Source organism: Streptomyces sp. E-08 (assembly GCF_049913095.1).
GTDB lineage: Bacteria > Actinomycetota > Actinomycetes > Streptomycetales > Streptomycetaceae > Streptomyces.
This window is the reverse complement of record NZ_CP183971.1, coordinates 3,976,010-3,998,591: the sequence shown is the minus strand read 5'-3', so window position 1 is coordinate 3,998,591 and position 22,582 is coordinate 3,976,010. Positions and strand designations below refer to the sequence as shown.

General features: G+C 71.5%; 23 protein-coding genes and 1 tRNA gene. 13 read left to right on the top strand and 11 right to left on the bottom strand.

The window, feature by feature from the left end:
* Nucleotides 1-67: 67 nt before the first annotated feature.
* Nucleotides 68-1,912, bottom strand: coding sequence for an alkyl/aryl-sulfatase (locus ACN9MM_RS18215; protein WP_426364611.1), 1,845 nt, complete (start codon nucleotides 1,910-1,912; stop codon nucleotides 68-70).
* A 171-nt stretch (nucleotides 1,913-2,083) separates the two neighbouring features.
* Here ACN9MM_RS18215 and ACN9MM_RS18210 point away from each other — a divergent pair, with 171 nt between their 5' ends.
* Nucleotides 2,084-2,365, top strand: coding sequence for a hypothetical protein (locus ACN9MM_RS18210; protein ID WP_426364610.1), 282 nt, complete (start codon nucleotides 2,084-2,086; stop codon nucleotides 2,363-2,365).
* 39 nt (nucleotides 2,366-2,404) lie between these two features.
* Here the strand turns inward: ACN9MM_RS18210 and ACN9MM_RS18205 are convergent, their stop codons facing one another.
* Nucleotides 2,405-3,532, bottom strand: coding sequence for a serine/threonine-protein kinase (locus tag ACN9MM_RS18205; protein WP_426364609.1), 1,128 nt, complete (start codon nucleotides 3,530-3,532; stop codon nucleotides 2,405-2,407).
* A 226-nt stretch (nucleotides 3,533-3,758) separates the two neighbouring features.
* On the opposite strand from ACN9MM_RS18205, the gene ACN9MM_RS18200 reads away from it, so the two are divergent.
* The gene (locus tag ACN9MM_RS18200) at nucleotides 3,759-4,637 is read left to right on the top strand and encodes a glycosyltransferase family 2 protein (protein WP_426364608.1); all 879 of its coding nucleotides are present in this window, start codon (nucleotides 3,759-3,761) and stop codon (nucleotides 4,635-4,637) included.
* Nucleotides 4,638-4,759: 122 nt separating this feature from the next.
* On the opposite strand, the gene ACN9MM_RS18195 is transcribed toward ACN9MM_RS18200, so the two are convergent.
* Both ACN9MM_RS18195 and ACN9MM_RS18190 read right to left on the bottom strand, forming a co-directional pair.
* A tRNA-Pro gene (locus ACN9MM_RS18195) sits at nucleotides 4,760-4,833 on the bottom strand.
* Between the two features lie 146 nt (nucleotides 4,834-4,979).
* Nucleotides 4,980-5,918 carry a metallophosphoesterase gene (locus tag ACN9MM_RS18190; RefSeq protein ID WP_426364607.1) on the bottom strand — a complete coding sequence of 313 codons (939 nt, stop codon included), beginning with the start codon at nucleotides 5,916-5,918 and terminating at the stop codon, nucleotides 4,980-4,982.
* Nucleotides 5,919-5,992: 74 nt separating this feature from the next.
* Here ACN9MM_RS18190 and ACN9MM_RS18185 point away from each other — a divergent pair, with 74 nt between their 5' ends.
* Complete coding sequence (locus tag ACN9MM_RS18185) at nucleotides 5,993-6,457, top strand: GatB/YqeY domain-containing protein (RefSeq protein ID WP_426364606.1); 465 nt, start codon at nucleotides 5,993-5,995, stop codon at nucleotides 6,455-6,457.
* A gap of 103 nt (nucleotides 6,458-6,560) precedes the next feature.
* Here ACN9MM_RS18185 and ACN9MM_RS18180 read toward each other — a convergent pair whose 3' ends face one another.
* Nucleotides 6,561-8,798 (bottom strand): transglycosylase domain-containing protein, encoded by a 2,238-nt coding sequence (locus ACN9MM_RS18180; RefSeq protein ID WP_426364605.1) that lies wholly within the window; start codon nucleotides 8,796-8,798, stop codon nucleotides 6,561-6,563.
* A gap of 416 nt (nucleotides 8,799-9,214) precedes the next feature.
* On the opposite strand from ACN9MM_RS18180, the gene ACN9MM_RS18175 reads away from it, so the two are divergent.
* Nucleotides 9,215-9,559, top strand: a complete 345-nt coding sequence (locus ACN9MM_RS18175; RefSeq protein WP_015034550.1) for a WhiB family transcriptional regulator — start codon at nucleotides 9,215-9,217, stop codon at nucleotides 9,557-9,559.
* 203 nt (nucleotides 9,560-9,762) lie between these two features.
* Here the strand turns inward: ACN9MM_RS18175 and ACN9MM_RS18170 are convergent, their stop codons facing one another.
* Nucleotides 9,763-11,136: an ArsA family ATPase gene (locus tag ACN9MM_RS18170; RefSeq protein WP_426364604.1), complete on the bottom strand. Its 1,374-nt coding sequence runs from the start codon at nucleotides 11,134-11,136 to the stop codon at nucleotides 9,763-9,765.
* On the bottom strand, nucleotides 11,133-12,095 hold the full coding sequence (locus ACN9MM_RS18165) for an ArsA family ATPase (RefSeq protein WP_426364603.1): 963 nt from the start codon (nucleotides 12,093-12,095) through the stop codon (nucleotides 11,133-11,135). Before ACN9MM_RS18165 ends, ACN9MM_RS18170 begins: the two co-directional genes overlap by 4 nt.
* Before the next feature lie 122 nt (nucleotides 12,096-12,217).
* Between ACN9MM_RS18165 and ACN9MM_RS18160 the strand changes: the two genes are divergently transcribed.
* From ACN9MM_RS18160 to ACN9MM_RS18140, 5 genes are all read left to right on the top strand, one after another.
* The gene (locus tag ACN9MM_RS18160) at nucleotides 12,218-12,376 is read left to right on the top strand and encodes a DUF4177 domain-containing protein (RefSeq protein WP_015034547.1); all 159 of its coding nucleotides are present in this window, start codon (nucleotides 12,218-12,220) and stop codon (nucleotides 12,374-12,376) included.
* Nucleotides 12,373-12,843 carry a RidA family protein gene (locus ACN9MM_RS18155; RefSeq protein WP_041129922.1) on the top strand — a complete coding sequence of 157 codons (471 nt, stop codon included), beginning with the start codon at nucleotides 12,373-12,375 and terminating at the stop codon, nucleotides 12,841-12,843. The genes ACN9MM_RS18160 and ACN9MM_RS18155 overlap by 4 nt, the downstream gene beginning before the upstream one ends.
* A gap of 97 nt (nucleotides 12,844-12,940) precedes the next feature.
* Nucleotides 12,941-13,837, top strand: coding sequence for an NUDIX hydrolase (locus tag ACN9MM_RS18150; protein WP_426364602.1), 897 nt, complete (start codon nucleotides 12,941-12,943; stop codon nucleotides 13,835-13,837).
* Nucleotides 13,834-14,664 (top strand): MBL fold metallo-hydrolase, encoded by an 831-nt coding sequence (locus ACN9MM_RS18145; protein ID WP_426364601.1) that lies wholly within the window; start codon nucleotides 13,834-13,836, stop codon nucleotides 14,662-14,664. Before ACN9MM_RS18150 ends, ACN9MM_RS18145 begins: the two co-directional genes overlap by 4 nt.
* A 175-nt stretch (nucleotides 14,665-14,839) precedes the next feature.
* The gene (locus tag ACN9MM_RS18140; protein WP_426364600.1) at nucleotides 14,840-15,724 is read left to right on the top strand and encodes an SPFH domain-containing protein; all 885 of its coding nucleotides are present in this window, start codon (nucleotides 14,840-14,842) and stop codon (nucleotides 15,722-15,724) included.
* An 83-nt stretch (nucleotides 15,725-15,807) separates the two neighbouring features.
* Here the strand turns inward: ACN9MM_RS18140 and ACN9MM_RS18135 are convergent, their stop codons facing one another.
* On the bottom strand, nucleotides 15,808-16,482 hold the full coding sequence (locus ACN9MM_RS18135) for a Crp/Fnr family transcriptional regulator (RefSeq protein ID WP_015034542.1): 675 nt from the start codon (nucleotides 16,480-16,482) through the stop codon (nucleotides 15,808-15,810).
* Between the two features lie 230 nt (nucleotides 16,483-16,712).
* Between ACN9MM_RS18135 and nth the strand changes: the two genes are divergently transcribed.
* The 4 genes from nth (at nucleotide 16,713) to ACN9MM_RS18115 (ending at nucleotide 20,817) form a co-directional block, all read left to right on the top strand.
* The gene (nth, locus tag ACN9MM_RS18130) at nucleotides 16,713-17,561 is read left to right on the top strand and encodes an endonuclease III (protein WP_426364599.1); all 849 of its coding nucleotides are present in this window, start codon (nucleotides 16,713-16,715) and stop codon (nucleotides 17,559-17,561) included.
* 355 nt (nucleotides 17,562-17,916) lie between these two features.
* Nucleotides 17,917-18,621, top strand: coding sequence for an NUDIX hydrolase (locus ACN9MM_RS18125; RefSeq protein ID WP_382865435.1), 705 nt, complete (start codon nucleotides 17,917-17,919; stop codon nucleotides 18,619-18,621).
* Between the two features lie 78 nt (nucleotides 18,622-18,699).
* Complete coding sequence (locus ACN9MM_RS18120; protein ID WP_426364598.1) at nucleotides 18,700-19,899, top strand: MarP family serine protease; 1,200 nt, start codon at nucleotides 18,700-18,702, stop codon at nucleotides 19,897-19,899.
* A 73-nt stretch (nucleotides 19,900-19,972) separates the two neighbouring features.
* A protein-coding gene (locus ACN9MM_RS18115) for an IS5 family transposase (RefSeq protein ID WP_426364597.1) occupies nucleotides 19,973-20,817 on the top strand; the annotation gives its coding sequence in 2 pieces (ribosomal slippage) (nucleotides 19,973-20,329 and nucleotides 20,332-20,817; 843 coding nt in all).
* Between the two features lie 15 nt (nucleotides 20,818-20,832).
* On the opposite strand, the gene ACN9MM_RS18110 is transcribed toward ACN9MM_RS18115, so the two are convergent.
* From ACN9MM_RS18110 to ACN9MM_RS18100, 3 genes are all read right to left on the bottom strand, one after another.
* Nucleotides 20,833-21,024: a hypothetical protein gene (locus tag ACN9MM_RS18110; RefSeq protein WP_426364596.1), complete on the bottom strand. Its 192-nt coding sequence runs from the start codon at nucleotides 21,022-21,024 to the stop codon at nucleotides 20,833-20,835.
* Nucleotides 21,025-21,145: 121 nt separating this feature from the next.
* The gene (locus tag ACN9MM_RS18105; RefSeq protein WP_359510590.1) at nucleotides 21,146-22,081 is read right to left on the bottom strand and encodes an alpha/beta fold hydrolase; all 936 of its coding nucleotides are present in this window, start codon (nucleotides 22,079-22,081) and stop codon (nucleotides 21,146-21,148) included.
* Nucleotides 22,078-22,563, bottom strand: coding sequence for a phage holin family protein (locus tag ACN9MM_RS18100; RefSeq protein ID WP_426364595.1), 486 nt, complete (start codon nucleotides 22,561-22,563; stop codon nucleotides 22,078-22,080). Before ACN9MM_RS18100 ends, ACN9MM_RS18105 begins: the two co-directional genes overlap by 4 nt.
* Nucleotides 22,564-22,582: the final 19 nt, after the last annotated feature.

The window sequence follows — 22,582 nt, the reverse complement described above, 5'->3', positions numbered from 1 at the left end:
CATGCGGGGGCTCCTTCACGGTTCGGGGGATGCCGGTCCGGGGGATGCCGGTTCAAGGGATGCCGGTTCAGGGGGTGACGATCGGGAACCGGGCGTCCGGCTTCGTCACGTACGAGAAGAGCCGGGCGAGCAGGGCCGGGTCGCCCTCCACCCCGATCCCGAGCTCCTGGAGGCTCTTCCCGGCGAGGAGGCCGAGGAGCTGGACCTTCGCGAGGGTGAGGGTCAGCCCGGCGGGCGTCCGGGGCTCGGCGATCACCCGGTGGGTGAGGGCGCCGTGGTGCAGGGTGAGGCGGTGCCGCTCGCCCGCGCCGGTGGGCGGGCCCGTGTCGGTCAGGACGAGGTCGATCGTCAGGTCCTCGTCCCAGGCGCGCGGCCCGTCGACCGCGATGGCGATCGAGTCGATCAGCATGGGGACGGTCAGGGCCATCGACATCTCGGGGTTCGTCACGTCGACCATGTCGCCCGTGACGCCCCGGCGGAGCTCCTGGGCGCCGCGCAGGTAGAAGTTCCGCCAGGTGGCGTTCTCGGCGCCGAACCCGAGCGTCTCGTACACCCCGGCGAGCGCCTCCTTCGCCTCCTCGTTGCCGGGGTCGGCGAAGACCACGTGGTTGAGGAGGGTCGCGGCGAAGCGCGGGTCGCCGCCCTCGGCGTACGAGCGTGCCTTGGCGAGCGCCTCGGCGGGGCCGCCGGCCACGTCCACGTACCGCCGCGCCAGCTCCACCGGCGGGTGCTCCCACAGATGGGCCGGGTTGCCGTCGTACCAGCCGAGGTACCGCTGGTAGACCGCCTTGGCGTTGTGACTGAGCGAGCCGTAGTACCCGCGGGCGTGCCAGGCCTTCTCCAGGGCGGGCGGCAGCTCGATCCGCTCGGCGATCTCGACGCCCGTCCACCCCTCGTTGAGCAGGCGGAGGGTCTGGTCGTGCAGGTACGCGTAGAGGTCGCGCTGCTCGGACAGGAACCGCACCACGTCGTCGTGTCCCCAGGTGGGCCAGTGGTGGGAGGCGAAGCCGACGTCGTACTGCCCGTGGAAGAACTCGATCGCCTCGTCCAGGTAGTGGGCCCAGATCCGCGCGTCGCGGACGACCGCGCCGCGCAGGGTGAGCACGTTGTGCATGTTGTGCGTGGCGTTCTCCGCCAGGCACAGGGCGCGGCGGTCGGGGAAGAGGAAGTTCATCTCGGACGGCGCCTCGGTGCCCGGCGTCAGCTGGAAGACGATCCGTACGCCGTCGACCGTCTCCTGCTGCCCGGTCTCCGTGATGTCCACGGTCGGCGGGATCAGACTGATCGTGCCGGTGGAGGTGCCCTGGCCGAGGCCCACGCCGATCTGGCCGTCCGGCGCCATCGGGAGCCCGACGCCGTACATGTAGCTGGCCCGGCGGGTCATCGCCGCGCCCGCGTACACGTTCTCGCTGACCGCGTGCTCCAGGAAGCCGGCGGGGGCCAGGATCGGGACGCCCTCCTCGGTGCCGTGCGGGAGGACGCCGCGGACCCCGCCGAAGTGGTCGCCGTGCGAGTGGGTGTAGATCACGCCGGTGACGGGGCGGGCACCCCGGTGCTCCCGGTAGAGCGCGAGGGCGGCCGCCGCCGTCTCCACGGAGATCAGCGGGTCGATGACGATCACCCCGCGCTCGCCCTCGACGAGCGTCATGTTGGAGATGTCCAGGCCGCGGACCTGGAAGAGGCCCTCGGTGACCTCGTAGAGGCCCTGGCGCGCGCAGAGCTGTCCCTGCCGCCACAGACTGGGGTGCGCGGTGTCCGGGCAGTCGCCCTTGAGGAAGGCGTAGGCGTCGTTGTCCCAGATCACGCGGCCGTCCTCGGCCGTCACGACGCCGGGGACGAGCGCGCCGAGGAAGCCCCGGTCGGCGTCGGCGAAGTCGGTGGTGTCCTCGAAGGAGGGCAGCGTGTCACTCATGTGCCGGGTGCTCCGTTCCGCGCGGGCGGTGATCGGCGTACCGGTCCATCTGAACACCGGGGTACTACGACCGCACTTCGGAGCGGCGGGCGCGGCGGACCTTGCCTACGCTGGAGGTACGCGTCCCGCCCCGGCGGTACGTGCCTCACTCCGGCGGCTCGGAGGTAGCCCATGAGGGCACGCCACCACTTCCACATCGACTACCTCGGGCACTCGGTCTCCGCGACCGTGCAGACCGGGCACACCCTGGTGGTCGAGGTCCTCGTCGACGGCAAGGAGACCGGCCACGCGACGACCCGCGACGACCGGCCGGTCACCGTCCCGATCGAGCTGCCGACCGACCCGCCGACACCGGTGACCGTCCGCGCGACCCCCGGCCCCGGCGAACCGCGCTGCCTGCTGCTCGCGGAGGCGGACGGGGAGACGCACGTGATGGCGCCGAGAACGTACTGAGCGGCTCCCGGGCCCCGGCTCAGGACGGCTCAGGACGGCTCAGGACAGCCAGGCCATCCCGATGATCAGGAACACCACGAAGGCGATGGCACCGGCCACCGCGGCCGTCTTGCGCGGGCGGCGCCGGGAGAGCTCCGCGATCTTGTCGCCGGTGCTCGCCGGGCTCTGGCGCCGCCGCGCGGCGGGCGCGGACCGGGTCACCGGCGGCCGGTTCGACGGCGGCGGGGTCGGCGCGGGCGTGTGCACCGGAGCGGGCATGGGCATGGGCGCGGGCTGGTGAGGCGCGTGGCTCCGGCCCTGGGGGTGCGCGACGGGCTGGTGAGGCGCGTGGGGCAGACCCGGGGCGGCTGCCGTGTAGGAACGCCAGGCGCCGGAGGAGAACCAGTCCGCGATCGCCTGCGCCGAGGGCCGCTGCTCCGGCTGCTTCGCGAGCAGGCTCAGCAGGTACGTCTCGAAGGCGGGCGGCAGCGCGGCCCCGAGCCGGTTCGGCGGCATCGGCGCGGTGTCGATGTGCTGGTACAGCAGGGCGGTCGCGGTGTCCGCGCGGAACGGCGGTCTCCCGGTGAGGAGTTGGTACAGCACGCAGCCCAGCGAGTACACGTCGGAGGCGGACGACGCGGGCTGCCCGAGGGCCCGCTCGGGCGCGAGGTAGAGGCCCGTGCCCACGATCTGACCCGTCGTCGTGAGCGCGGCCGACGGGTCGTCGACGAACCGCGCGATGCCGAAGTCGGCCAGCTTGACGGTGCCTTCGGCGTCGACGAGCAGGTTCCCCGGCTTGATGTCGCGGTGCACCACGCCCTGCCGGTGCGCTGCCGCGAGCCCGGCGGCGGCGTGCGCGGCTACCACCGCGACCCGCTCGGCGGGCAGGATCAGCGGATCGGAGGGGCTTCCGGCGAGGCTGTCGCCCTCCACCAACTCCATGACCAGGAAGAGCTTTCCGTCCCAGGTGCCGAAGTCGAAGACACCCACCACGTGCGGGTGGCTGAGCCGCGCGGCGGTCTGCGCCTCCAGGCGGAAGCGGTCGCCTGCGGAGGGGTCGGTCGCCTGGGCCAGCATCAGCTTCACGGCCACGGCCCGGCCCAGCACCTCGTCGGTGGCCTGCCACACCTCGCCCATGCCGCCCCGCCCGATACACACATGAAGCCGATATCGGTCCGCGACCAGCACCGGGAGACCACCCTTTCGACGATCGATCAACCTGACGGAAGAGAACCAGCGTAGAGCCGCCCGCCCCCGCCCCGTGCCGCGCGCCCCCCTCCGGACTCCCGCCGGGTGCACGACACCCGTGGTCCGGGTGAACGGAAGGTGTCCCCGGGCGGTTAGCATCGCGGCCCGGAGCGAGTTCCGGAGCCGGTTCCGGAGCGAGTTCCGGCGGACATGGACGGAGTGGGTCGTGGCGCGACCGCGTGTAGGTGTGGCGGTACTGACGATGGGCACGCGCCCGGCCGAGCTGCGGGCGCTGCTCGACGCCGTGGCGGGCCAGGACGAGCCCGCCTCCCGGATCGTCGTCGTCGGCAACGGCACCGGGTCGCTCCCGGCGCTGCCCGAAGGCGTGACCGGTGTCGAACTCCCCGAGAACAGGGGCGTCTCGGGCGGGCGGAACGTCGCGATCGAGACGCTCCGCGCGTTCGGCGACGTCGACATCGTGGTGGACCTCGACGACGACGGCCTCCTCGTCGACAAGGACGTCTTCCGCCGCCTCGCCGACCTGTACGAGGCGGACCCGGCCCTCGGCATCGTCTCGTTCCGCATCGCCGACGAGACCGGCGAGACCCAGCGCCGGCACGTGCCCCGCCTCGGGGCGAAGGACCCGCTGCGCGGCGGGGAGGTCACCACCTTCCTCGGCGGCGGCCACGGCCTGTCGATGCCGATGCTCGACCGCATCGGCGGCTGGCCTGAGGACTTCTTCTTCACCCACGAGGAGACCGACCTCGCCTGGCGGGCCCTCGACGCCGGATGGAAGGTCCTGTACGCGCCGGAACTCCTGCTCCAGCACCCGAAGACCAGCCCGGCCCGGCACGCCGTCTACTACCGGATGACCGCCCGCAACCGCGTCTGGCTGGCCAAGCGCAACCTGCCGGCCCTCCTCGTCCCCGTCTACCTGGGCGTGTGGACCCTGCTGACCCTGGCCCGCACCCGCTCCCTGCCCGGCCTCAGGGCCTGGTTCGCCGGCTTCGCCGAGGGCGTCCGCCGCTCCTGCGGCCCCCGCAGCCCGATGAGCTGGGCCACGGTCCTCCACATGACCCGCCTGGGCCGCCCCCCGGTGATCTAGGGAAGACGACCTCGGGGCCGCCGGACGGCGGCCCCCGAAGGTCACTCGACGAACTCCCCGGAAACCACTCAGGGGCCCGACCCGCTTGCGCGGATCAGGCCCCTGAACTGGTCTTACGGCTGTCGGGGTGGCGGGATTTGAACCCACGACCTCTTCGTCCCGAACGAAGCGCGCTGCCAAGCTGCGCTACACCCCGATGTCGCTGCTTTGTTCTTCACGTCGCGGCGACATCGATTACTTTAGCCCACGCGCGCGCTCAGACGAAATCCGGTATTCGGGGGACCTCGGCGCAGGTCGGCACGGCCGCGGTGGGGGGGGCGTGAGCATGCCCCCCGTGCGTGGTCAGGCGCGGGCCGTCAGGGTGAGCAGGGTGACCTCGGGCGGGCAGGCGAAGCGGACGGGGGTGAACCGGTTGGTGCCGCAGCCCGCCGAGACGTGGAGGTAGGAGGTCCGGTCGGCGACGGTGTGCGTGGAGAGCCCCTTGACCCGGTCGGTGTCCAGGTCGCAGTTGGTGACCAGGGCCCCGTAGAAGGGGACGCACAGCTGGCCGCCGTGGGTGTGCCCGGCGAGGACCAGCTCGTACCCGTCGGCCGTGAACGCGTCGAGCGCGCGCAGGTACGGGGCGTGCACGATGCCCATCGAGAAGTCCGCCGACCCGTCGGGGCCGCCGGCCACCCGCTCGTACCGGTCGCGCTTGATGTGCGGGTCGTCGAGCCCGGTGAACGCGAGCTCGGCCTGCGGCAGCTTCAGCCGGCCGCGGGTGTTGGTCAGGTTGACCCAGCCGGCCGCGTCGAAGGCGTCCCGCAGGTCCTCCCAGGGGTTGTGGACGGCGCCGACGACCGGCGGGTTGCCGTTGAGGCCGTGCTTGCCCTGCACCTTCTCCAGGAGGTAGCGGGCGGGGTTGCGCAGCCGGGGGCCGTAGTAGTCGTTGGAGCCGAAGACGTACACGCCGGGGAACTCCATCAGCGGCCCGAGCGCGTCGAGCACCTCCGGCACGGCGTCCGTGTCGGAGAGGTTGTCGCCGGTGTTGACGACGAAGTCCGGGCGGAGCCCGGCGAGGGACTGCAGCCAGGCCCGCTTCTTGCCCTGGCCGCGGACCATGTGGATGTCGGAGACCTGGAGGACCCGCAGGTCGCGCATGCCGGGCGGGAGGACCGGGACCGTCACCCGGCGGAGCCGGAAGGAGCGGGCTTCGAAGCCGGCCGCGTAGACGACTCCGGCCGCCGCCGTCGCCGTGAGGCCTGCCGTGATCTTCAGGGGGATCCCGTACCGTGCGCGCATCCCCCCATCGTCGCAGACCCGCTGAGCCGAAATGCGCGGGCGGTTCGGGTGGCGCACCTGCCACACTTGACCCCATGACCACGCTCAAGGCGAAGCTCAAGGACGACCTCAACGCCGCGATCCGGGAGCGCGACGAACTGCGCTCCTCGACCCTGCGGCTCACCATCACCGCGATCCAGAAGGAGGAGGTCGCGGGCACCACCAAGCGCGAACTCTCCGACGACGAGGTGCTGAAGGTGATCGCGAAGGAGGCGAAGAAGCGCCGCGAGGCCGCGGACGCCTTCGCCAAGGGCGGTCGCCCCGAGTCCGCCGAGCGGGAGACGGCAGAGGGCCTCCTCCTCGACGCGTACCTGCCGAAGCAGCTCAGCGACGAGGAGCTCGACGGCATCGTCGCGGCGGCCGTCGCGGAGGCGAAGGCGGGCGGCGCCGAGGGGCCGCGTGCCATGGGCGCCGTCATGAAGATCGTGAACCCGAAGGTGGCCGGCCAGGCCGAGGGCGGTCGTGTCGCCGCCGCGGTGAAGAAGCTGCTCGCGGGCTGAGCCGCGGAGCACGTACGGGAGAGGGCGCCCCACCGGTCAGGTGGGGCGCCCTCTCCCGTGTCGGCGCGTCAGCGGTGACGGCCCGCCGGATGTACCGGCGGTGTCAGTGGTTTCCGCCGCGGCCGTTGCCGCGTCCGTCGCCGCCGCCGATCAGGTCCGTCGGGAGCGTGATCCCGGGGATGTTCGGCTTCGTGTCGCCGGGCTTGCCGTCGCGGGGCTTACGGGGCTTGTTCGGGCCCTCGTCGCCCTCCTTCGGGTCCTTGGGCTTCTCGGCGCGCGGCACGGCGATCTGGACGAAGCTCGGCGTCTGGCCGGCGTCCAGGGCGCCCGTCATCGCGATCTTCCAGATGGGGCCGGGAAGGCAGCCACCGCAGACCTTGTCGTAGTACTCGCCGCCGATGGTGATGTCGTACATCGACTTCTTCTCGCCGACGTCGTCACCGACCCAGACCGCGGTGGACAGGTTCGGGGTGTAGCCGACGAACCAGGCGTCCTTGCGGTCGTTGGTCGTACCGGTCTTGCCCGCGTTGTCGCGGTCGCTGAGGCCGGCCCGCGTACCGGTGCCGTCCTCGACGACGCCCTTCAGCATCTGGTTGACGGTGTCGGCGGTCCGGTCGCTCATGGCGCGCGTGCACTTGGTCTGCGGCACGTTCAGCTTGTCGCCGTTGGCGGCCTTGATCGACTCGATGGCGACCGGCGTGCAGTAGATGCCGCGGTTGGCGAAGGTCGCGTAGACGGACGCCATGTCGAGCGGGGTGCTCTCGATGCTGCCGAGGGTGACGGACGGGCTCTGCTTGATGGGCTTGCCCAGCTCACGCTCGTATCCGACGCTCTTCGCCATGGTCAGCGTCTCGCAGAGGCCGGCCATCTGCTCCAGCTTGGCGAAGTACGTGTTGATGGACTTGCCGAGGGCGCTGGTCATGTCGAAGACGCCCTTCTCCGACTCCATCTCGTTGTTCACCTCCCAGTTCGCGTAACCGGAGGGCTTGCCGTCGCAGCGGGTGTACTCGCTCTCGTTGATGTTGATCTTCGCCGGGTCGTTGAAGCTCGTCGCCGGGCTGATGCCCTTCTCCAGGGCCGCCGCGGCCGTGATCGGCTTGAAGGTCGAACCGACCTGGAAGCCGTACGTCGTGCCGCCCATCCTGCTGCCGACGGCGAGGTTCAGCGTCGTCTGGTGCTGCTTCTGGTCCAGGCCGTACGGGCGGGACTGGCCCATCGACAGGATGCGGCCGGTCTTGGGCTGGACCTGGACCACCGAGGCGGCGACCGGGTCGTCCTTGTTGATCTTCGCGATGGCGGCCTCGTTGGCGGCGGCCTGCGCGCGCGGGTCGAGCGTGGTCCTGATGGTGAGACCACCCAGGTTCCACAGCTTCTGCCGCTCCTCGGCGGTCTTGCCGAAGGTCGCGTCGTTGAGGATCGTCTTGCGGACGTAGTCGCAGAAGAAGCCGGCGCCGTCGACGGCGGTGATGCAGCCGTTCTTCGGGGTCTTCACCTTCAGCTTGAGCGGAGTGGCCTTCGCCTTGTCCGCCTCGGCCTGGCTGATGTCCTTCACGTCGGCCATCCGCTGGAGGACCACGTTGCGGCGCTTCGTGGCTTCCTGGATGTCGTTGATCGGGTCGTAGCGGCTCGGCGACTGCACGAGACCGGCCATCATCGCCGCCTCGCCCAGGGACAGGTCCGCGGCCGGCTTGGAGAAGTACCGCTGCGAGGCGGCCTCGATGCCGTAGGCCTGCTGCCCGAAGAACGTGATGTTGAGGTAGTTCTCCAGGATCTTCTTCTTGCCCAGCTCCTCCTCGACCTGGATCGCGAACTTCAGCTCGCGGACCTTGCGGCCGATGGTCTGCTGGGTGGCCTGGGCGACCTTCTCGGGGTCGTCACCGGCCTCCTCGACGAAGACGTTCTTCACGTACTGCTGGGTCAGCGTGGACGCGCCCTGCGCGACCCCGCCCGACTGCGCGTTGCGGTTGATGGCGCGCAGCACGCCCTTGAGGTCGATCGCCCCGTGCTCGTAGAAGCGGCCGTCCTCGATCGCGACGATCGCCTTCTGCATGTACGGGGAGATCTTGTCGATCGGCACGACCTTCCGGTCCCGCGAGTACACCGTGGCGATCAGACCGCCCTCGGCGTCGAGGATCGTGGTGCGCTGACTCAGCGGTGGGGTCTTCAGGTTGGAGGGGATCTCGTCGAACCCTTCCACCGTCCCCTTCGCGGCCAGGCCGAGTGCACCGGCCGCGGGCAGGGCGATGCCCGCCAGCACGGCTCCGGCGAGCACACTGACACCGAGGAACTTGGCGGCCTGCTGGGTCCCGGTCAGACCACCGCCCGAGCGCTTCTTTGCCATGGGGGCAGCCTACGTTCTCATTCGCCGGACACACGTATATGCCTTGGCCTAAGCTGCTCCCAACTGTCACAGCAGTGTGGTCGCGCATCAAGACCCATGCGTGACATCGGTATGAATTCCCGTGACCCCGAAACACGGGAAGCTCGTGCCCGATTCCGGCTCATGCGTCACGCGGTGTCCGAAGTGACCCCGCCAAGGAACGGCATATCTGACCGGTATGTCTGCTATCACACGCATGTCCTTCGATCACTCCCCTGGGTGATCTGACGCGCACGCATAGTCCGTTCGGACCATTCAAGATTGGGCCCGAAGGGGGTGTTGCGCTGTGCCCACCTTCCGTAACGTCCCAACTGGCAGCGGTGAATATGCCGCTGCCGCCGTGGGGGAGCCTCGATTCGGGAGAGGACGGCGCCGGTATGGGCTGGGTAGCTGACTGGAGTGCGCAGGCGGCCTGCCGCACTACCGATCCGGATGAACTTTTCGTGCAGGGAGCGGCACAGAACAGGGCAAAGGCGGTGTGCACCGGATGCCCGGTGCGGACCGAGTGCCTCGCCGACGCCCTCGACAACCGCGTGGAGTTCGGCGTGTGGGGCGGCATGACGGAGCGCGAGCGCCGTGCCCTGCTGCGCCGGAGGCCGACCGTCACCTCGTGGCGCCGGCTCCTGGAGACCGCGCGGACCGAGTACGAGCGCGGGGCGGGCCTGCTGCCCGTGGCGATCGAGGACGACGCCACGTACGAGGCGTACGCCGCGGTCGGCTAGCCCCGACGCGTACGCAGCGGTCTGACTTCGACCCGATTGCAGGCGGTCGGCTGGTTCCGATCGGTATGCAGGCGGTCGGCCAGTTCTGACCCGTACGCAGGCGGTCGGCTGGTTCCGACCCGTACGCAGTGGTCGGTCAGCTCTGACCCGTACGAGAAGACGCGGGTACGCGTACGGATACGGGTACTCGTACGCGAGGCGGCTCAGGCCGAGGGCGTGCGCCCCGCCGTGAGCCGGTCACCGATGGCCCGCAGCCCGGCGAGGTCGTGCACATCGCCGGGCAGGGCGGCCACTTCGGTCACCGCCACCTCGGGGTGGAGCGCGGTGAAGCGGTCGCGCGTGCGCTGCTCACGCGCGAGCACCCGCATGCGCTCGGCATGCAGGCGCAGAAGTCCCGCGGTGAGATGACGTACGTCGACGTCAGACGTGTCTGTTTCCTGTGCCGGTTCGGCTGTGGGGGCAGCCTCGGGTACGGGGTGCGGTGCGGCGGCGGTGGCGAGATCGTTCGGCTCGGGCTCGGGTTCGGGCTCGTGCGCGGCGTCGGTGGCCGGGGAGCCACCCAGACGAGCCTTCCCGCCCCCCTGATCCACAATGCGCCCCTCGTCAAGATTTTCCGCGGCGGCCCGCGCCCGCTCGGCCGACAGCCGGGAGGCGCCGCTGCCGTGGACGCGGTTGAGGACGAGCCCGGCCAGCGGCATGTCCTCGGCGGCCAGCCGCTCCACGAAGTAGGCCGCCTCGCGCAGTGCGTCCCGCTCCGGCGTGGCGACCACGAGGAAGGCCGTGCCCGGGGCCTGGAGCAGCCGGTACGTGGCGTCCGCGCGGGTCCGGAAACCGCCGAACATCGTGTCCATCGCCGCCACGAACGTCTGCACGTCCTTGAGGAACTGACCCCCCAGCAGCTTCCCCAGGGTCCCCGTCATCATCGACATGCCGACGTTGAGGAACTTCATCCCGGCCCGGCCGCCCACCTTCGCCGGGGCCATCAGCAGCTTGATGAACTTCCCGTCGAGGAAGGACCCGAGCCGCTTCGGCGCGTCCAGGAAGTCCAGCGCGGACCGGGACGGCGGGGTGTCGACCACGATCAGGTCCCACTCGTCGCGGGCTCTGAGCTGGCCCAGCTTCTCCATCGCCATGTACTCCTGCGTACCGGCGAATCCGGCCGACAGGGACTGGTAGAAGGGGTTCTCCAGGATCGCCCGCGCCCGCTCGGGATCCGCGTGCGCCTCGACGATCTCGTCGAAGGTCCGCTTCATGTCGAGCATCATGGCGTGCAGCTCGCCGCCGTCCGAGCCCTTGATGCCGTCGACCTTGCGCGGGGTGTTGTCGAGGGAGTCGATGCCCATGGACTGGGCGAGCCGCCGCGCCGGGTCGATGGTGAGGACGACGACCCGCCGGCCGCGCTCCGCCGCCCGCACGCCGAGGGCCGCCGCCGTGGTCGTCTTGCCGACCCCGCCCGCGCCGCAGCAGACGATGATGCGCGTCCCCCGGTCGTCGAGGATCGGATCGAGGTCGAGGACGGGCGCGTGGTCGAGCCCGTCGGCGGCGGGGGCCGCCCCGGCGCCTGCCTTGTCCGTCACGCGCCCACCCCTTGCTTCCGCAGTTCCTTCGCCAGCCGGTAGAGCCCGGCGATGTCCGCCCCGTCGCCCAGGAAGGGGAGTTCGTACGAGGGGACGCCGACGCCGTCCAGGACCGAGCGCTGCGTCCGCTCCAGCTCCACCCGCCGCGCGTGCTCGGCCGCCTGGTCGAGCAGCGGCTCGACCAGGCGCGCGCCGCCCGTGACGCCGGCGGAGGCCAGGGTCCGCGCGATCGCCTCCCGGTGGTCGCCGGAGGCGGCCCGTACCGCCGCCTCGTCGAGGACGTGCGGGCGGACCATGTTCACCACGACCCGGCCCACCGGCAGTTCGGCGGCCCTCAGCTCCGCGATGCCGTCCGCGGTCTCCTGGACCGGCATCTCCTCCAGGAGCGTCACCAGGTGCACCGAGGTCTCGGGGGACTTGAGGACCCGCATGACGGCCTGCGCCTGGTTGTGTATCGGGCCGATCCTGGCCAGGCCCGCGACCTCGTCGTTCACGTTGAGGAAGCGGGTGATGCGGCCGGTGGGCGGCGCGTCCATCACCACGTGGTCGTAGGCGGGGCGGCCGTCCTTCTCGCGCCGCCGGACCGCCTCGCACGCCTTCCCGGTCAGCAGCACGTCCCGGACGCCCGGCGCTATCGTCGTCGCGAAGTCGATCGCGCCGAGCTTCTTCAGGGCCCGCCCCGCACCGCCCAGTTTGTAGAACATCTGGAGGTAGTCGAGGAGCGCGCGCTCGGCGTCGATCGCCAGCGCGTACACCTCACCGCCGCCCGGGGCGACGGCGATCTTGCGCTCCTCGTACGGAAGGGCCTCCGTCTCGAAGAGCTGTGCGATGCCCTGCCTGCCTTCGACCTCGACGAGGAGGGTCCGCTTCCCCTCCGTCGCGAGGGCGAGGGCGAGGGCGGCGGCGACCGTCGTCTTACCGGTACCGCCCTTGCCGCTGACGACCTGGAGCCTGCTCACGTTGTCGAGCCTAACCACTGGCGGCCGCGCGCAATCAGCAGGCCGCCCCGGAGAAGCCACCTAGGGGCGACCTCGGGGGAGCCGGGAAGGGAGCCGGGACCGCAGCGGATACAGTCGGCCCCATGACCAAGTGGGAGTACGTCACGGTGCCGCTTCTGGTGCACGCGACCAAGCAGATTCTGGACACCTGGGGCGAGGACGGCTGGGAGCTCGTCCAGGTCGTGCCCGGGCCGAACAACCCCGAGCAGCTCGTGGCCTACCTGAAGCGGGCCAAGTCGTGAGCGGGGCCGTCGAGGCGCGGATCGCCGAGCTCGGCCTGACCCTGCCCGAGGTCGTGCCGCCGCTCGCCTCCTACCAGCCGGCCGTGCAGTCCGGCGTGTACGTCTACACGTCGGGCCAGCTCCCGATGGTGGCGGGCAAGCTTCCGGTGACCGGCAAGGTCGGCGCCGAGGTCACGCCGGAGGAGGCCAAGCAGCTCGCGGCCACCTGCGCGCTCAACGCGCTCGCGGCCGTGAAGTCCGTCGCCGGTGACCTCGACCGCATCAAGCGCGTCGTGAAGGTCGTCGGCTTCGTCGCCTCCGCCGCCGACTTCACCGGCCAGCCCGCCGTCATCAACGGCGCCAGCGAGCTGCTCGGCGAGATCCTCGGCGAGAAGGGCGTGCACGCGCGCAGCGCCGTCGGCGTCGCCGTGCTGCCGCTCGACGCGCCGGTCGAGGTCGAGGTCCAGGTCGAGCTCGTCGAGGCCTGATCACCCCCGCACGCCTCCGTGCGACATGGAGCCGGTTTTCCACAGCCCTGGGAAACCGGCTCTCGTGCATTCCGATGCTTGCGCATAGCATCCGGCCATGTCGAATGGTCAGCCGAAGCAGGCGAAGCAGTCGAACGGTCAGTGGTACCCGGCCGAGTGGCCGGACCGCATCCGCGCCCTCGCCGCGGGCGAGCTCACCCCGGTGGAGCCCCGCCGCGCCGCCACCGTCCTGCTCCTGCGGGACGGGGCCACCGGGCCCGACGTCCACATGCTGCGCCGCCGCACCTCGATGGCCTTCGCGGGCGGCGCGTACGCCTACCCCGGCGGCGGCGTCGACCCGCGCGACGAGCAGCCGGTGCGCTGGGCGGGCCCGTCCCTGGAGACGTGGGCGGCCCGGCTCGGCCTCGACGACCCGGCGCAGGCCCAGGCCGTGGTGTGCGCCGCCGTGCGCGAGACGTTCGAGGAGGCGGGCGTGCTGCTCGCCGGGGAGACCGAGGACGGCGTCGTCGGCGACACGACCGGCGAGGACTGGGAACGGGACCGGGAGGCCCTGGTCGCCCGGGAGCTGTCCTTCGCCGACTTCCTGGACCGGCGCGGGCTCGTCCTGCGCTCGGACCTGCTGGGCGCGTGGGCCCGCTGGATCACCCCGGAGTTCGAGCAGCGGCGGTACGACACCTGGTTCTTCGTGGCGGCGCTCCCGGCCGGCCAGCGCACGAGGGACGTCTCCGGGGAGGCGGACCGCACGGTCTGGATCCGCCCGGCGGAGGCCGCCGCGGGCTACGACCGGGGCGAGCTGACGATGATGCCGCCGACGATCTCGACGCTGCGCACCCTGGAGCCGTACGGGACGGCCGCCGAGGCGCTGGCGGCGGCCGGGGAGCAGGACATGGCCCCGGTCCTCGCACAGGCGCGCCTGGAGGGCGACGAGCTGGTCCTGAGCTGGCCGGGGCACGAGGAGTTCACCAAGGTCATCCCCGCCGGGGGTGCGCGATGAGCGACGCAGCCGCCCTGCCGGGGCAGCCGCGCGGGCTCGTGGTCTCCGGGCCCGCGACGGAGCGCGCCGTGAACGTCCTGGCGCCGAACCCGTCCGCGATGACCCTCGACGGCACCAACACCTGGCTGCTCTCCGAGCCGGGCTCCGGACTCGCCGTCGTCGTCGACCCGGGTCCGCTCGACGACGGGCACCTCCGTCAGGTGATCGACACCGCCGAGAAGCTCGGCAAGCGGATCGCGCTGACCCTGCTGACCCACGGCCACCCGGACCACGCGGAGGGCGCGGGCCGTTTCGCGGAGCTGACCGGGACGGCCGTGCGGGCCCTCGACCCGGCGCTGCGGCTGGGCGACGAGGGCCTCGGCGCGGGGGACGTGGTGACGGTCGGCGGCCTGGAGCTGCGGGTCGTCCCGACCCCCGGGCACACCTCGGACTCGCTCTCCTTCCACCTGCCGGCCGACCGGGCGGTGCTCACGGGCGACACGATCCTGGGACGCGGGACGACGATGGTCGCGCACCCGGACGGGCGGCTCGGGGAGTACCTGGACTCGCTGCGGCGGCTGCGTTCGCTGACCGTCGACGACGGGGTGCACACGGTCCTGCCGGGGCACGGGCCGGTCCTGGAGGACGCGCAGGGTGCGGTGGAGTTCTACCTCGCGCACCGGGCGAACCGGCTCGCGCAGGTCGAGACGGCTGTCGAGGCCGGGCACCGGACGGCGGCGGAGGTCGTCGCCCACGTGTACGCGGACGTGGACCGCTCCCTGTGGCCGGCGGCCGAACTGTCCGTACGGGCGCAGCTGGAGTACCTGAGGGAGCACGGGCTGGTCTAGGGGTGTCGTGCCGACCGGGCCCGGCGGGAGGACACCGGCCCGGTCCGAAGGCCCTGGCCCCGCCCCCGGCCGGTCGTCACGATCCTGTCCCGAGGCACCCCCCGGTCTTTTGGCGTTCCTGACCCGTGTTTTACGCTCCGCTTACTTCTGGCCGTAGCTTTCGGGGGGAACGCCCATGTTCGTCATCGCCATCCTGCTGGTCATAGCCGCAGTGGTGCTCTACTTCGTAGGCCGCGCCAACGGCTCCACGGGGCTGAAGTTCGGCGCCCTCGGCGCGGTCCTGGCCGGTCTCTTCTCGCTGATCGTGAGCATGACGTACGTGATCAGCGCGTACGAGGTCGGCGTCCCGGTCGCCTTCGGCAAGGTGGGCACGCCGATGACCTCGGGCATGCACATGAAGTCGCCGTTCACGGACGTCACGACCTTCTCCACCCGCCCGGTCGACCTCAACCTCTCCGACAAGGACGTGGTCGAGGTCCGCTCCTCGCAGGGCGGCGTCATGTACGCCGAGGTGACCGTGAAGTGGTCCGTCGACCAGGCCAAGGCCGTCGAGCTGTACAAGCTCGCGGGCAGCGAGGACGCCATCCAGCAGCGGCTCGTCTACCCCGACAGCCGTGAGATCGTCCGCAACGTCTTCGCCCACTACACGAGCGAGCAGGGCTACGCCTCCGACCGCGAGAAGATCAACGCCGAGATCGGCCGCCTGATCACGGAGCGCCTGGCCCCGCGCGGCATCGACGTGACCACGGTCAACCTGCGCAACGTGAAGCCCTCGGACTCCCTCCAGGCCCAGATCGACCGCAAGATCCAGCAGCAGCAGGCCACCGAGCGGGCCCTGGAGGCCTCCCGTACGGCGAAGGCCGAGGCCGACCGGCGCCGGATCGAGGCGGAGGGCATCTCCCGCGCCAACAAGATCCTCAACGACTCGCTGACGGACAAGGTCCTGATGAACCAGTGCATCGACGCGTACAAGGAGGCCGCGGCGAAGAACCCGGTCTACGCGGTGCCCTGCGGGAACGCCGGCTCCGCCCCCGTGATCGTGGACGGCTCCAAGCGCTGACCGTCCTGCGGTACGCGGAAAGGCCGCCCCGGTCCTCGGACCGGGGCGGCCTTTCCGTAAGCGTGGGAACGTACGCCCTGTGGCTAGCGCGAGCGCTTCGCGAGGCGCTCCACGTCCAGCAGGATCACGGCGCGGGCCTCCAGACGGAGCCAGCCGCGCTGGGCGAAGTCGGCGAGCGCCTTGTTGACCGTCTCGCGGGAGGCGCCGACCAGCTGGGCCAGCTCTTCCTGGGTGAGGTCGTGGACGACGTGGATGCCCTCCTCCGACTGCACGCCGAAGCGGCGCGACAGGTCGAGGAGCGCGCGGGCGACACGGCCCGGCACGTCGGAGAAGACCAGGTCGGACATCTGGTCGTTGGTCTTGCGCAGTCGGCGGGCGACGGCGCGCAGCAGCGCGGTGGCCACCTCGGGGCGGGCGTTCAGCCAGGGCTGGAGGTCGCCGTGCCCCAGGCCGAGGAGCTTGACCTCGGTCAGCGCGGTCGCGGTGGCGGTGCGCGGGCCCGGGTCGAAGAGGGACAGCTCGCCGATCAGCTCGCCGGGACCGAGGACGGCCAGCATGTTCTCGCGGCCGTCGGGGGAGGTGCGGTGCAGCTTCACCTTGCCCTCGGTCACCACGTACAGGCGGTCGCCGGGGTCGCCCTCGTGGAAGAGCGCGTCGCCACGGGCGAGCGTCGCCTCACTCATCGAGGCGCGCAGCTCGGCAGCCTGCTCGTCATCGAGCGCCGCGAAGAGCGGGGCGCGCCGCAGAACGTCGTCCACGAGTTCTCTCCTACTGTCGACCTGCTCAAAGGACCTGGGTCCCATGATGCCGGACGCACAAAACAGTGCGATCAATCACAACAAGTTTGACGTACCGAGCAGCCCGTCCGTACGTCAGGGGCCCGATTGGGCTCCGATCGGCCACGCCCGGGGCGGATGTCGGTGGCGGCGCCTAGGCTGGCCGGGTGTCCAACTCGCCGGTGAGAGCGCAGGCCAAGGGGGCTGAAAGAGTGTCGGGCGAAGGTGATTCCGCTGTGGGCGAACACGGCGTGTCTAAACGTGCGAAAGCCGCAAATCGGAAGGTGGCGAAGCCCGAGTCGCGGCTCGCGATGGTCCGCCGGGCGCGCCGGATCAACCGCGAACTGGCCGAGGTCTATCCGTACGCCCACCCGGAGCTCGACTTCCGCAACCCCTTCGAGCTGCTCGTGGCCACGGTCCTGTCGGCCCAGACCACCGACCTACGGGTGAACCAGACGACCCCCGCCCTCTTCGCGAAATACCCCACGCCGGAGGACCTCGCCGCGGCCGTGCCCGAGGAGGTCGAGGAGCTGATCCGGCCGACCGGCTTCTTCCGCGCCAAGACCAAGTCGATCATGGGGCTCGCCGCCGCCCTCAGGGACGACTTCGACGGACAGGTGCCCGGCCGCCTCGGCGACCTCGTCAAGCTCCCCGGCGTCGGCCGCAAGACCGCCTTCGTCGTCCTCGGCAACGCGTTCGGGGTCCCCGGCATCACCGTCGACACCCACTTCATGCGCCTCGCGAGGCGCTGGCGGTGGACCGAGTCCGACGACCCGGTGAAGATCGAGGCCGAGATCGCCACGATCTTCCCGAAGAGCGAGTGGACGATGCTCTCGCACCGGGTGATCTTCCACGGCCGCCGGATCTGCCACGCCCGCAAGCCCGCCTGCGGCGCCTGCCCGATCACCCACCTCTGCCCCTCGTACGGCGAGGGCGAGACCGACCCCGAGAAGGCGAAGAAGCTGCTCAAGTACGAGATGGGCGGCTTCCCCGGCCAGCGGCTGAACCCGCCGGCCGGCTACCCGGGCCGCCCGGCGCCCCCGCTCGGTGGCGACGCCTGAAGCCGGCCCCGGGGGCCCGGAGCGGCGGAAACGCCGCCCTGGGGGCCCGGAGGGATGCCGACACCACCCCGGGGGCCCGGAGCGGTGCGAACGCCGCCCCTGGGGGCCCGGAGGGATGCCGACACCGCTCCGGGGGCCCGGAGCAGTGCGGACACCGCCCTGGGGCCCCGAGTGGTGCCCGACGCCACTCCGGGGGTCTGGAGCGGTCCCGACACCGCTCGGGGAGCCCCGAGTGGTGCGGAATCCAGTCGGGGAGCCCCGAGTGGTGCGGAATCCAGTCGGGGAGCCCCGAGTGGTCCCACGCCACCGGGAACGAACCCGTCCATCGATCGCGTTGTGAACCACGGGGGTGCCGATGACGCGCACTGACGAAGAGATCCACGGGCCCGGCACGGCGGGCCTGCTCAGCCGCGACGGGCTGCCCGACTGGCTCGGGCCCGTCGACCGGGCCGCTCGCACGATCCGGCCCGAGCAGCTGAGCCGCTTCCTGCCGCCCGAGAGCGGCGCCGGCCGCCAGTCCGCCGTCCTCGTCCTCTTCGGCGAGGGTGAGCGCGGGCCGGAGCTGCTCCTCATGGAGCGGTCCGGCAGCCTCCGCTCGCACGCCGGCCAGCCCTCCTTCCCCGGCGGCGCCCTCGACCCCGAGGACGGCGACCCGGCCGACGGCGGGCTGCTGCGCGCCGCCCTGCGCGAGGCCCAGGAGGAGACCGGCCTCGACCCGCGGGGCGTCCAGCTCTTCGGCGTGCTCCCCCAGCTCTACATCCCGGTCAGCGGTTTCGTCGTCACCCCCGTCCTCGGCTGGTGGCGCGCCCCCAGCCCGGTCGGCGTCGTCGACCCCGGCGAGACCGCCCGCGTCTTCACCGTGCCCGTGGCGGATCTCACGGATCCCGAGAACCGCGCGACGACCGTGCACCCGAGCGGCCACCAGGGCCCCGCGTTCCTCGTCGCGTCCGCTCTGGTCTGGGGTTTTACCGCCGGTGTCATCGACCGGCTGTTCCACTACGCCGGCTGGGAGCGCCCCTGGGACCGGTCCAAGCAGGTCCCGCTCGACTGGCGCTCATGACAGGCTGACCTCCGGGCGGGCCGGCCTGAGGGCCGACCGGCCCGGGTGACCGGAAACGAATCTGCGAGGCTATTGACGGTGAACGTGCTGGACATCCTGTTGCTGCTCGCCGCCGTGTGGTTCGCGATCATCGGTTACCGCCAGGGATTCGTGGTCGGCATCCTCTCGGTGATCGGCTTCCTCGGCGGCGGACTCGTCGCCGTTCTGCTGCTCCCGATCCTCTGGGACCAGCTCACCGACAACAGCGAGGTCTCGACCACGGCCACCGTCGTCTTCGTGATGGTGGTCATCGTCTGCGCCTCCGTCGGCCAGGCGTTCACCACCCACCTCGGCAACAAGCTGCGCCGCCACATCACCTGGTCGCCGGCCCGCGCCCTGGACGCCACCGGCGGCGCCCTCGTCAACGTCGTCGCGATGCTGCTCGTGGCCTGGCTGATCGGCTCGGCCCTCGCCCGTACCTCGCTGCCCACCCTGGGCAAGGAGGTACGGAACTCCAAGGTGCTGCTCGGGGTCGAGCAGGTGATGCCGGATCAGGCCTCCGGCTGGTTCGACGACTTCAGCTCCACCCTGGCGCGCAGCGGCTTCCCGCAGGTCTTCAGCCCCTTCGCGAACGAACCGATCACCCCGGTCACCCCGCCCGACCCGGCGCTCGCCGACAGCCCGGTCGCCGCCCGCGCGCAGGGCTCCATCGTGAAGGTCGTCGGCACGGCGCAGAGCTGCGGCAAGGTCCTCGAAGGCACCGGCTTCGTCTTCGCCGACCGCCGCATCATGACCAACGCGCACGTCGTCGGCGGCGTCGACGAACCGACCGTCCAGATAGGCGGCGAGGGCAAGCTCTACGACGCCAAGGTCGTCCTCTACGACTGGCGGCGCGACATCGCCGTCCTGGACGTGCCGGACCTCCGGGCCACGCCGCTGGCCTTCACCGACGAGGACGCCCGCAGCGGCGACGACGCGATCGTCGCCGGATTCCCGGAGAACGGCTCGTACGACGTACGCTCCGCCCGCGTGCGGGGCCGCATCAGCGCCAAGGGCCCCGACATCTACCACCGCGACGAGGTGCGCAGGGACGTGTACTCGCTGTACGCGACGGTCCGGCAGGGCAACTCCGGCGGCCCGCTCCTCACCGAGGACGGCGAGGTGTACGGCGTGATCTTCGCCCGCTCCCTCGACGACGCGAACACCGGATACGCCCTGACGGTCGACGAGATCCGCGAGGACATCGAGCGCGGCCGGACCGCCGACCAGCAGGTCGACACCCAGGCCTGCGCCCTCTGACCCCACCCGCCGAGACCGGCCCCGAGGGGCCCCTAGGCCGTTTCCTTCGGATCATCTGATCGTTGGTTGATGTGTGTCGTTGACTGACGCCCAGTGGGCGAGGATCGAGCCGTTGCTGCCGGACCGGACACCGAAGCGGGGTGGGCGGTGGCGTGATCACCGGCAGGTGATCGACGCGATCGCGTTCAAGTACCGCACCGGCACGCCGTGGATGGACCTGCCCGAGCACTTCGGCTCGTGGAAGGGAGCCCACAACCGACTGCGGAAGTGGGCCGCCGACGGCACCTGGGAGAAGGTCTTCACCGCTCTGCTCGCCCAGGCCGACGCCGAAGGCGACCTCGACTGGATCGTCGCCGTCGACTCCACCGTCGTCCGGGCTCATCAGCACGCTGCCGGGGCCCGCCAAAAGGGGCCCCGGACGGCGAGCCGGACGACCATGCCCTCGGACGGTCCCGCGGCGGGCTGACCACGAAGATCCACCTTGCCGCGGACAGCCGCTGCCGGCCACTGGCGTTCGTCCTCACGCCCGGCCAGGCCGGTGACGCACCCGCGTTTCCCGAGGTCATGGCCCGCTTACGGGTGCCGCGGCCGATCGGCCGGCCCCGGACCACCCCGGACGTGCTCCTGGCCGACAAGGCCTACTCGTCGCGCGCGATCCGGACCCGTCTGCGCCGGCGCGGGATCCGGGCGGTGATCCCGCAGCCCTCCGACCAGGCCGCGAACCGCAAACGGCGCGGCCGGCTCGGAGGCCGTCCACCCGCCTTCGACCGCGAGGCCTACAAGCAGCGGAACACCGTCGAACGGTGCATCAACAAGCTCAAGCAATGGCGCGGCCTCGCCACCCGCTACGACAAGACCGCCACCATCTACCTCGCCGGACTCCACATCGCCGCCATCTTCATCTGGTCAGCGAGATGATCCGAAAGAAACGCCCTAGGCGGTGTCTCTGGGGTGCCTGAGCCGGGCCGAGACCCAGCGGGCCCGGCGGCGCAGGATGCGCGAGATCCCCACCCCCTCCACCGCGTGGCCCTGGTCCGGCGGGCCACCCCTCTCGCGGGAGCCCGGCCCCGTGGCCGCGCGGCGGTCGCGTGCTGTCGTGTCACCGTAGTCGTGCGTCCAGCCCATACCTCGACGTCTGCCCGGGGGCCAAGGTCGGTAACCGCCCCGGGGCCCGCCAATCGGAGTATGCGCGAGGCACATGGCCGTTCGACGGACGCCTGTGCGCCGAACGGGTCGTGACGGGGGCTCAGCGGTCGGGCTCGGGGTCCTTCAGCCAGTTGACCAGCTCCGTGGTGAAGGCCACCGGGTCCTCCTCGTGCGGGAAGTGCCCGAGCCCGTCGAAGAGCCGCCAGCGGTACGGCGCCTCCACGTACTCGCCGGATCCCGCGGCGCTGCGGGTCCGCATCACCGGGTCCAGGGAGCCGTGCAGATGGAGCGTCGGCACCCGTACCGGCCGCTTCATGCGCCGGTTGAACTGGATGCCGTCCGGACGGGCCAGGGACCGCACCATCCAGCGGTACGGCTCGATCGAGCAGTGCGCCGTCGACGGCACGCACATGGCCCGCCGGTACACCTCGACGGCCTCCTCGTCGACCGGCTTCGGGCCCGACCAGTCCCGGATCAGCTCGCCCACGAGCGCCCCGTCGTCCGCGACGAGCTGACGCTCCGGCAGCCACGGCCGCTGGAAGCCCCACACGTGCGAGCCGGCCCGCGACTGGGCGAAGTCGGAGAGCATCGCCGAGCGCCAGCGGCGCGGGTGCGGCATCGAGGAGACCACGAGCCGGCGCACCAGCTTCGGCCGCATGACGGCGGCCGTCCAGGCGAGGTAGCCGCCCAGGTCGTGCCCGACGAGCGCCGCGTCCGGCTCGCCGAGCGAGCGGACGACGCCGGTGATGTCGAGGGCGAGGTTGGCGGGGTCGTAACCCCGTGGCGTGCGGTCGCTGCCGCCCACCCCGCGCAGGTCCATCGCGACCGCCCGGAACCCGGCCTCGGCCAGGGCGGGCAGCTGGTGGCGCCAGGTCCACCAGAACTGCGGGAAGCCGTGCAGGAGCAGCACCAGCGGTCCGTCGCCCATCTCGGCGATGTGGAAGCGGGCACCGTTGGCGGCCACGTCGCGGTGGGTCCACGGCCCGTCCAGGCGTACGGGCCCGCCGTTGCCGCTGCTGCTCTCGGGGAGGGTCATACGGACGAGCGTGCCACAGCGGAGGCCTTCTCAAGGGCCGGGCGCTGCTCCGGACGGGGGTGCGGCTTCGCGTTCTGCATGATCGCCGCCGTCTGCTTGGCGGAGGCGATGGACCTCTCCGGCGGCTTGACCTTCTTGAACTTGGAGTACGCGATCAGGCCGAGCAGGGTCGCGAGCAGCACGTTGAAGGCGAAGGACAGCAGGAAGCACCAGACGAGGTTCCAGCCCCCGTTGCCGTTGTGCCCGCCGGTCCAGGTGTTGATGGCGTACGCGAGCGCGAAGCTCAGCATCGGCAGCGAGAACAGCAGCACCACGAGGGCGCCGATTCCCATGATGCTGCCGAACGCGCCGCGCTTGACGTCCTGTCGCAGTTCGGCCTTGGCCAGGGCGATCTCGTCGTGCACCAGCGCGGACATCTCGGCGGTCGCCGAGGCGACCAGCTGGCCGAGGCTGCGCTCGGTTCCGTCGAACGGGTCGCTCATCGCTGCTCCCTCTTCTCTT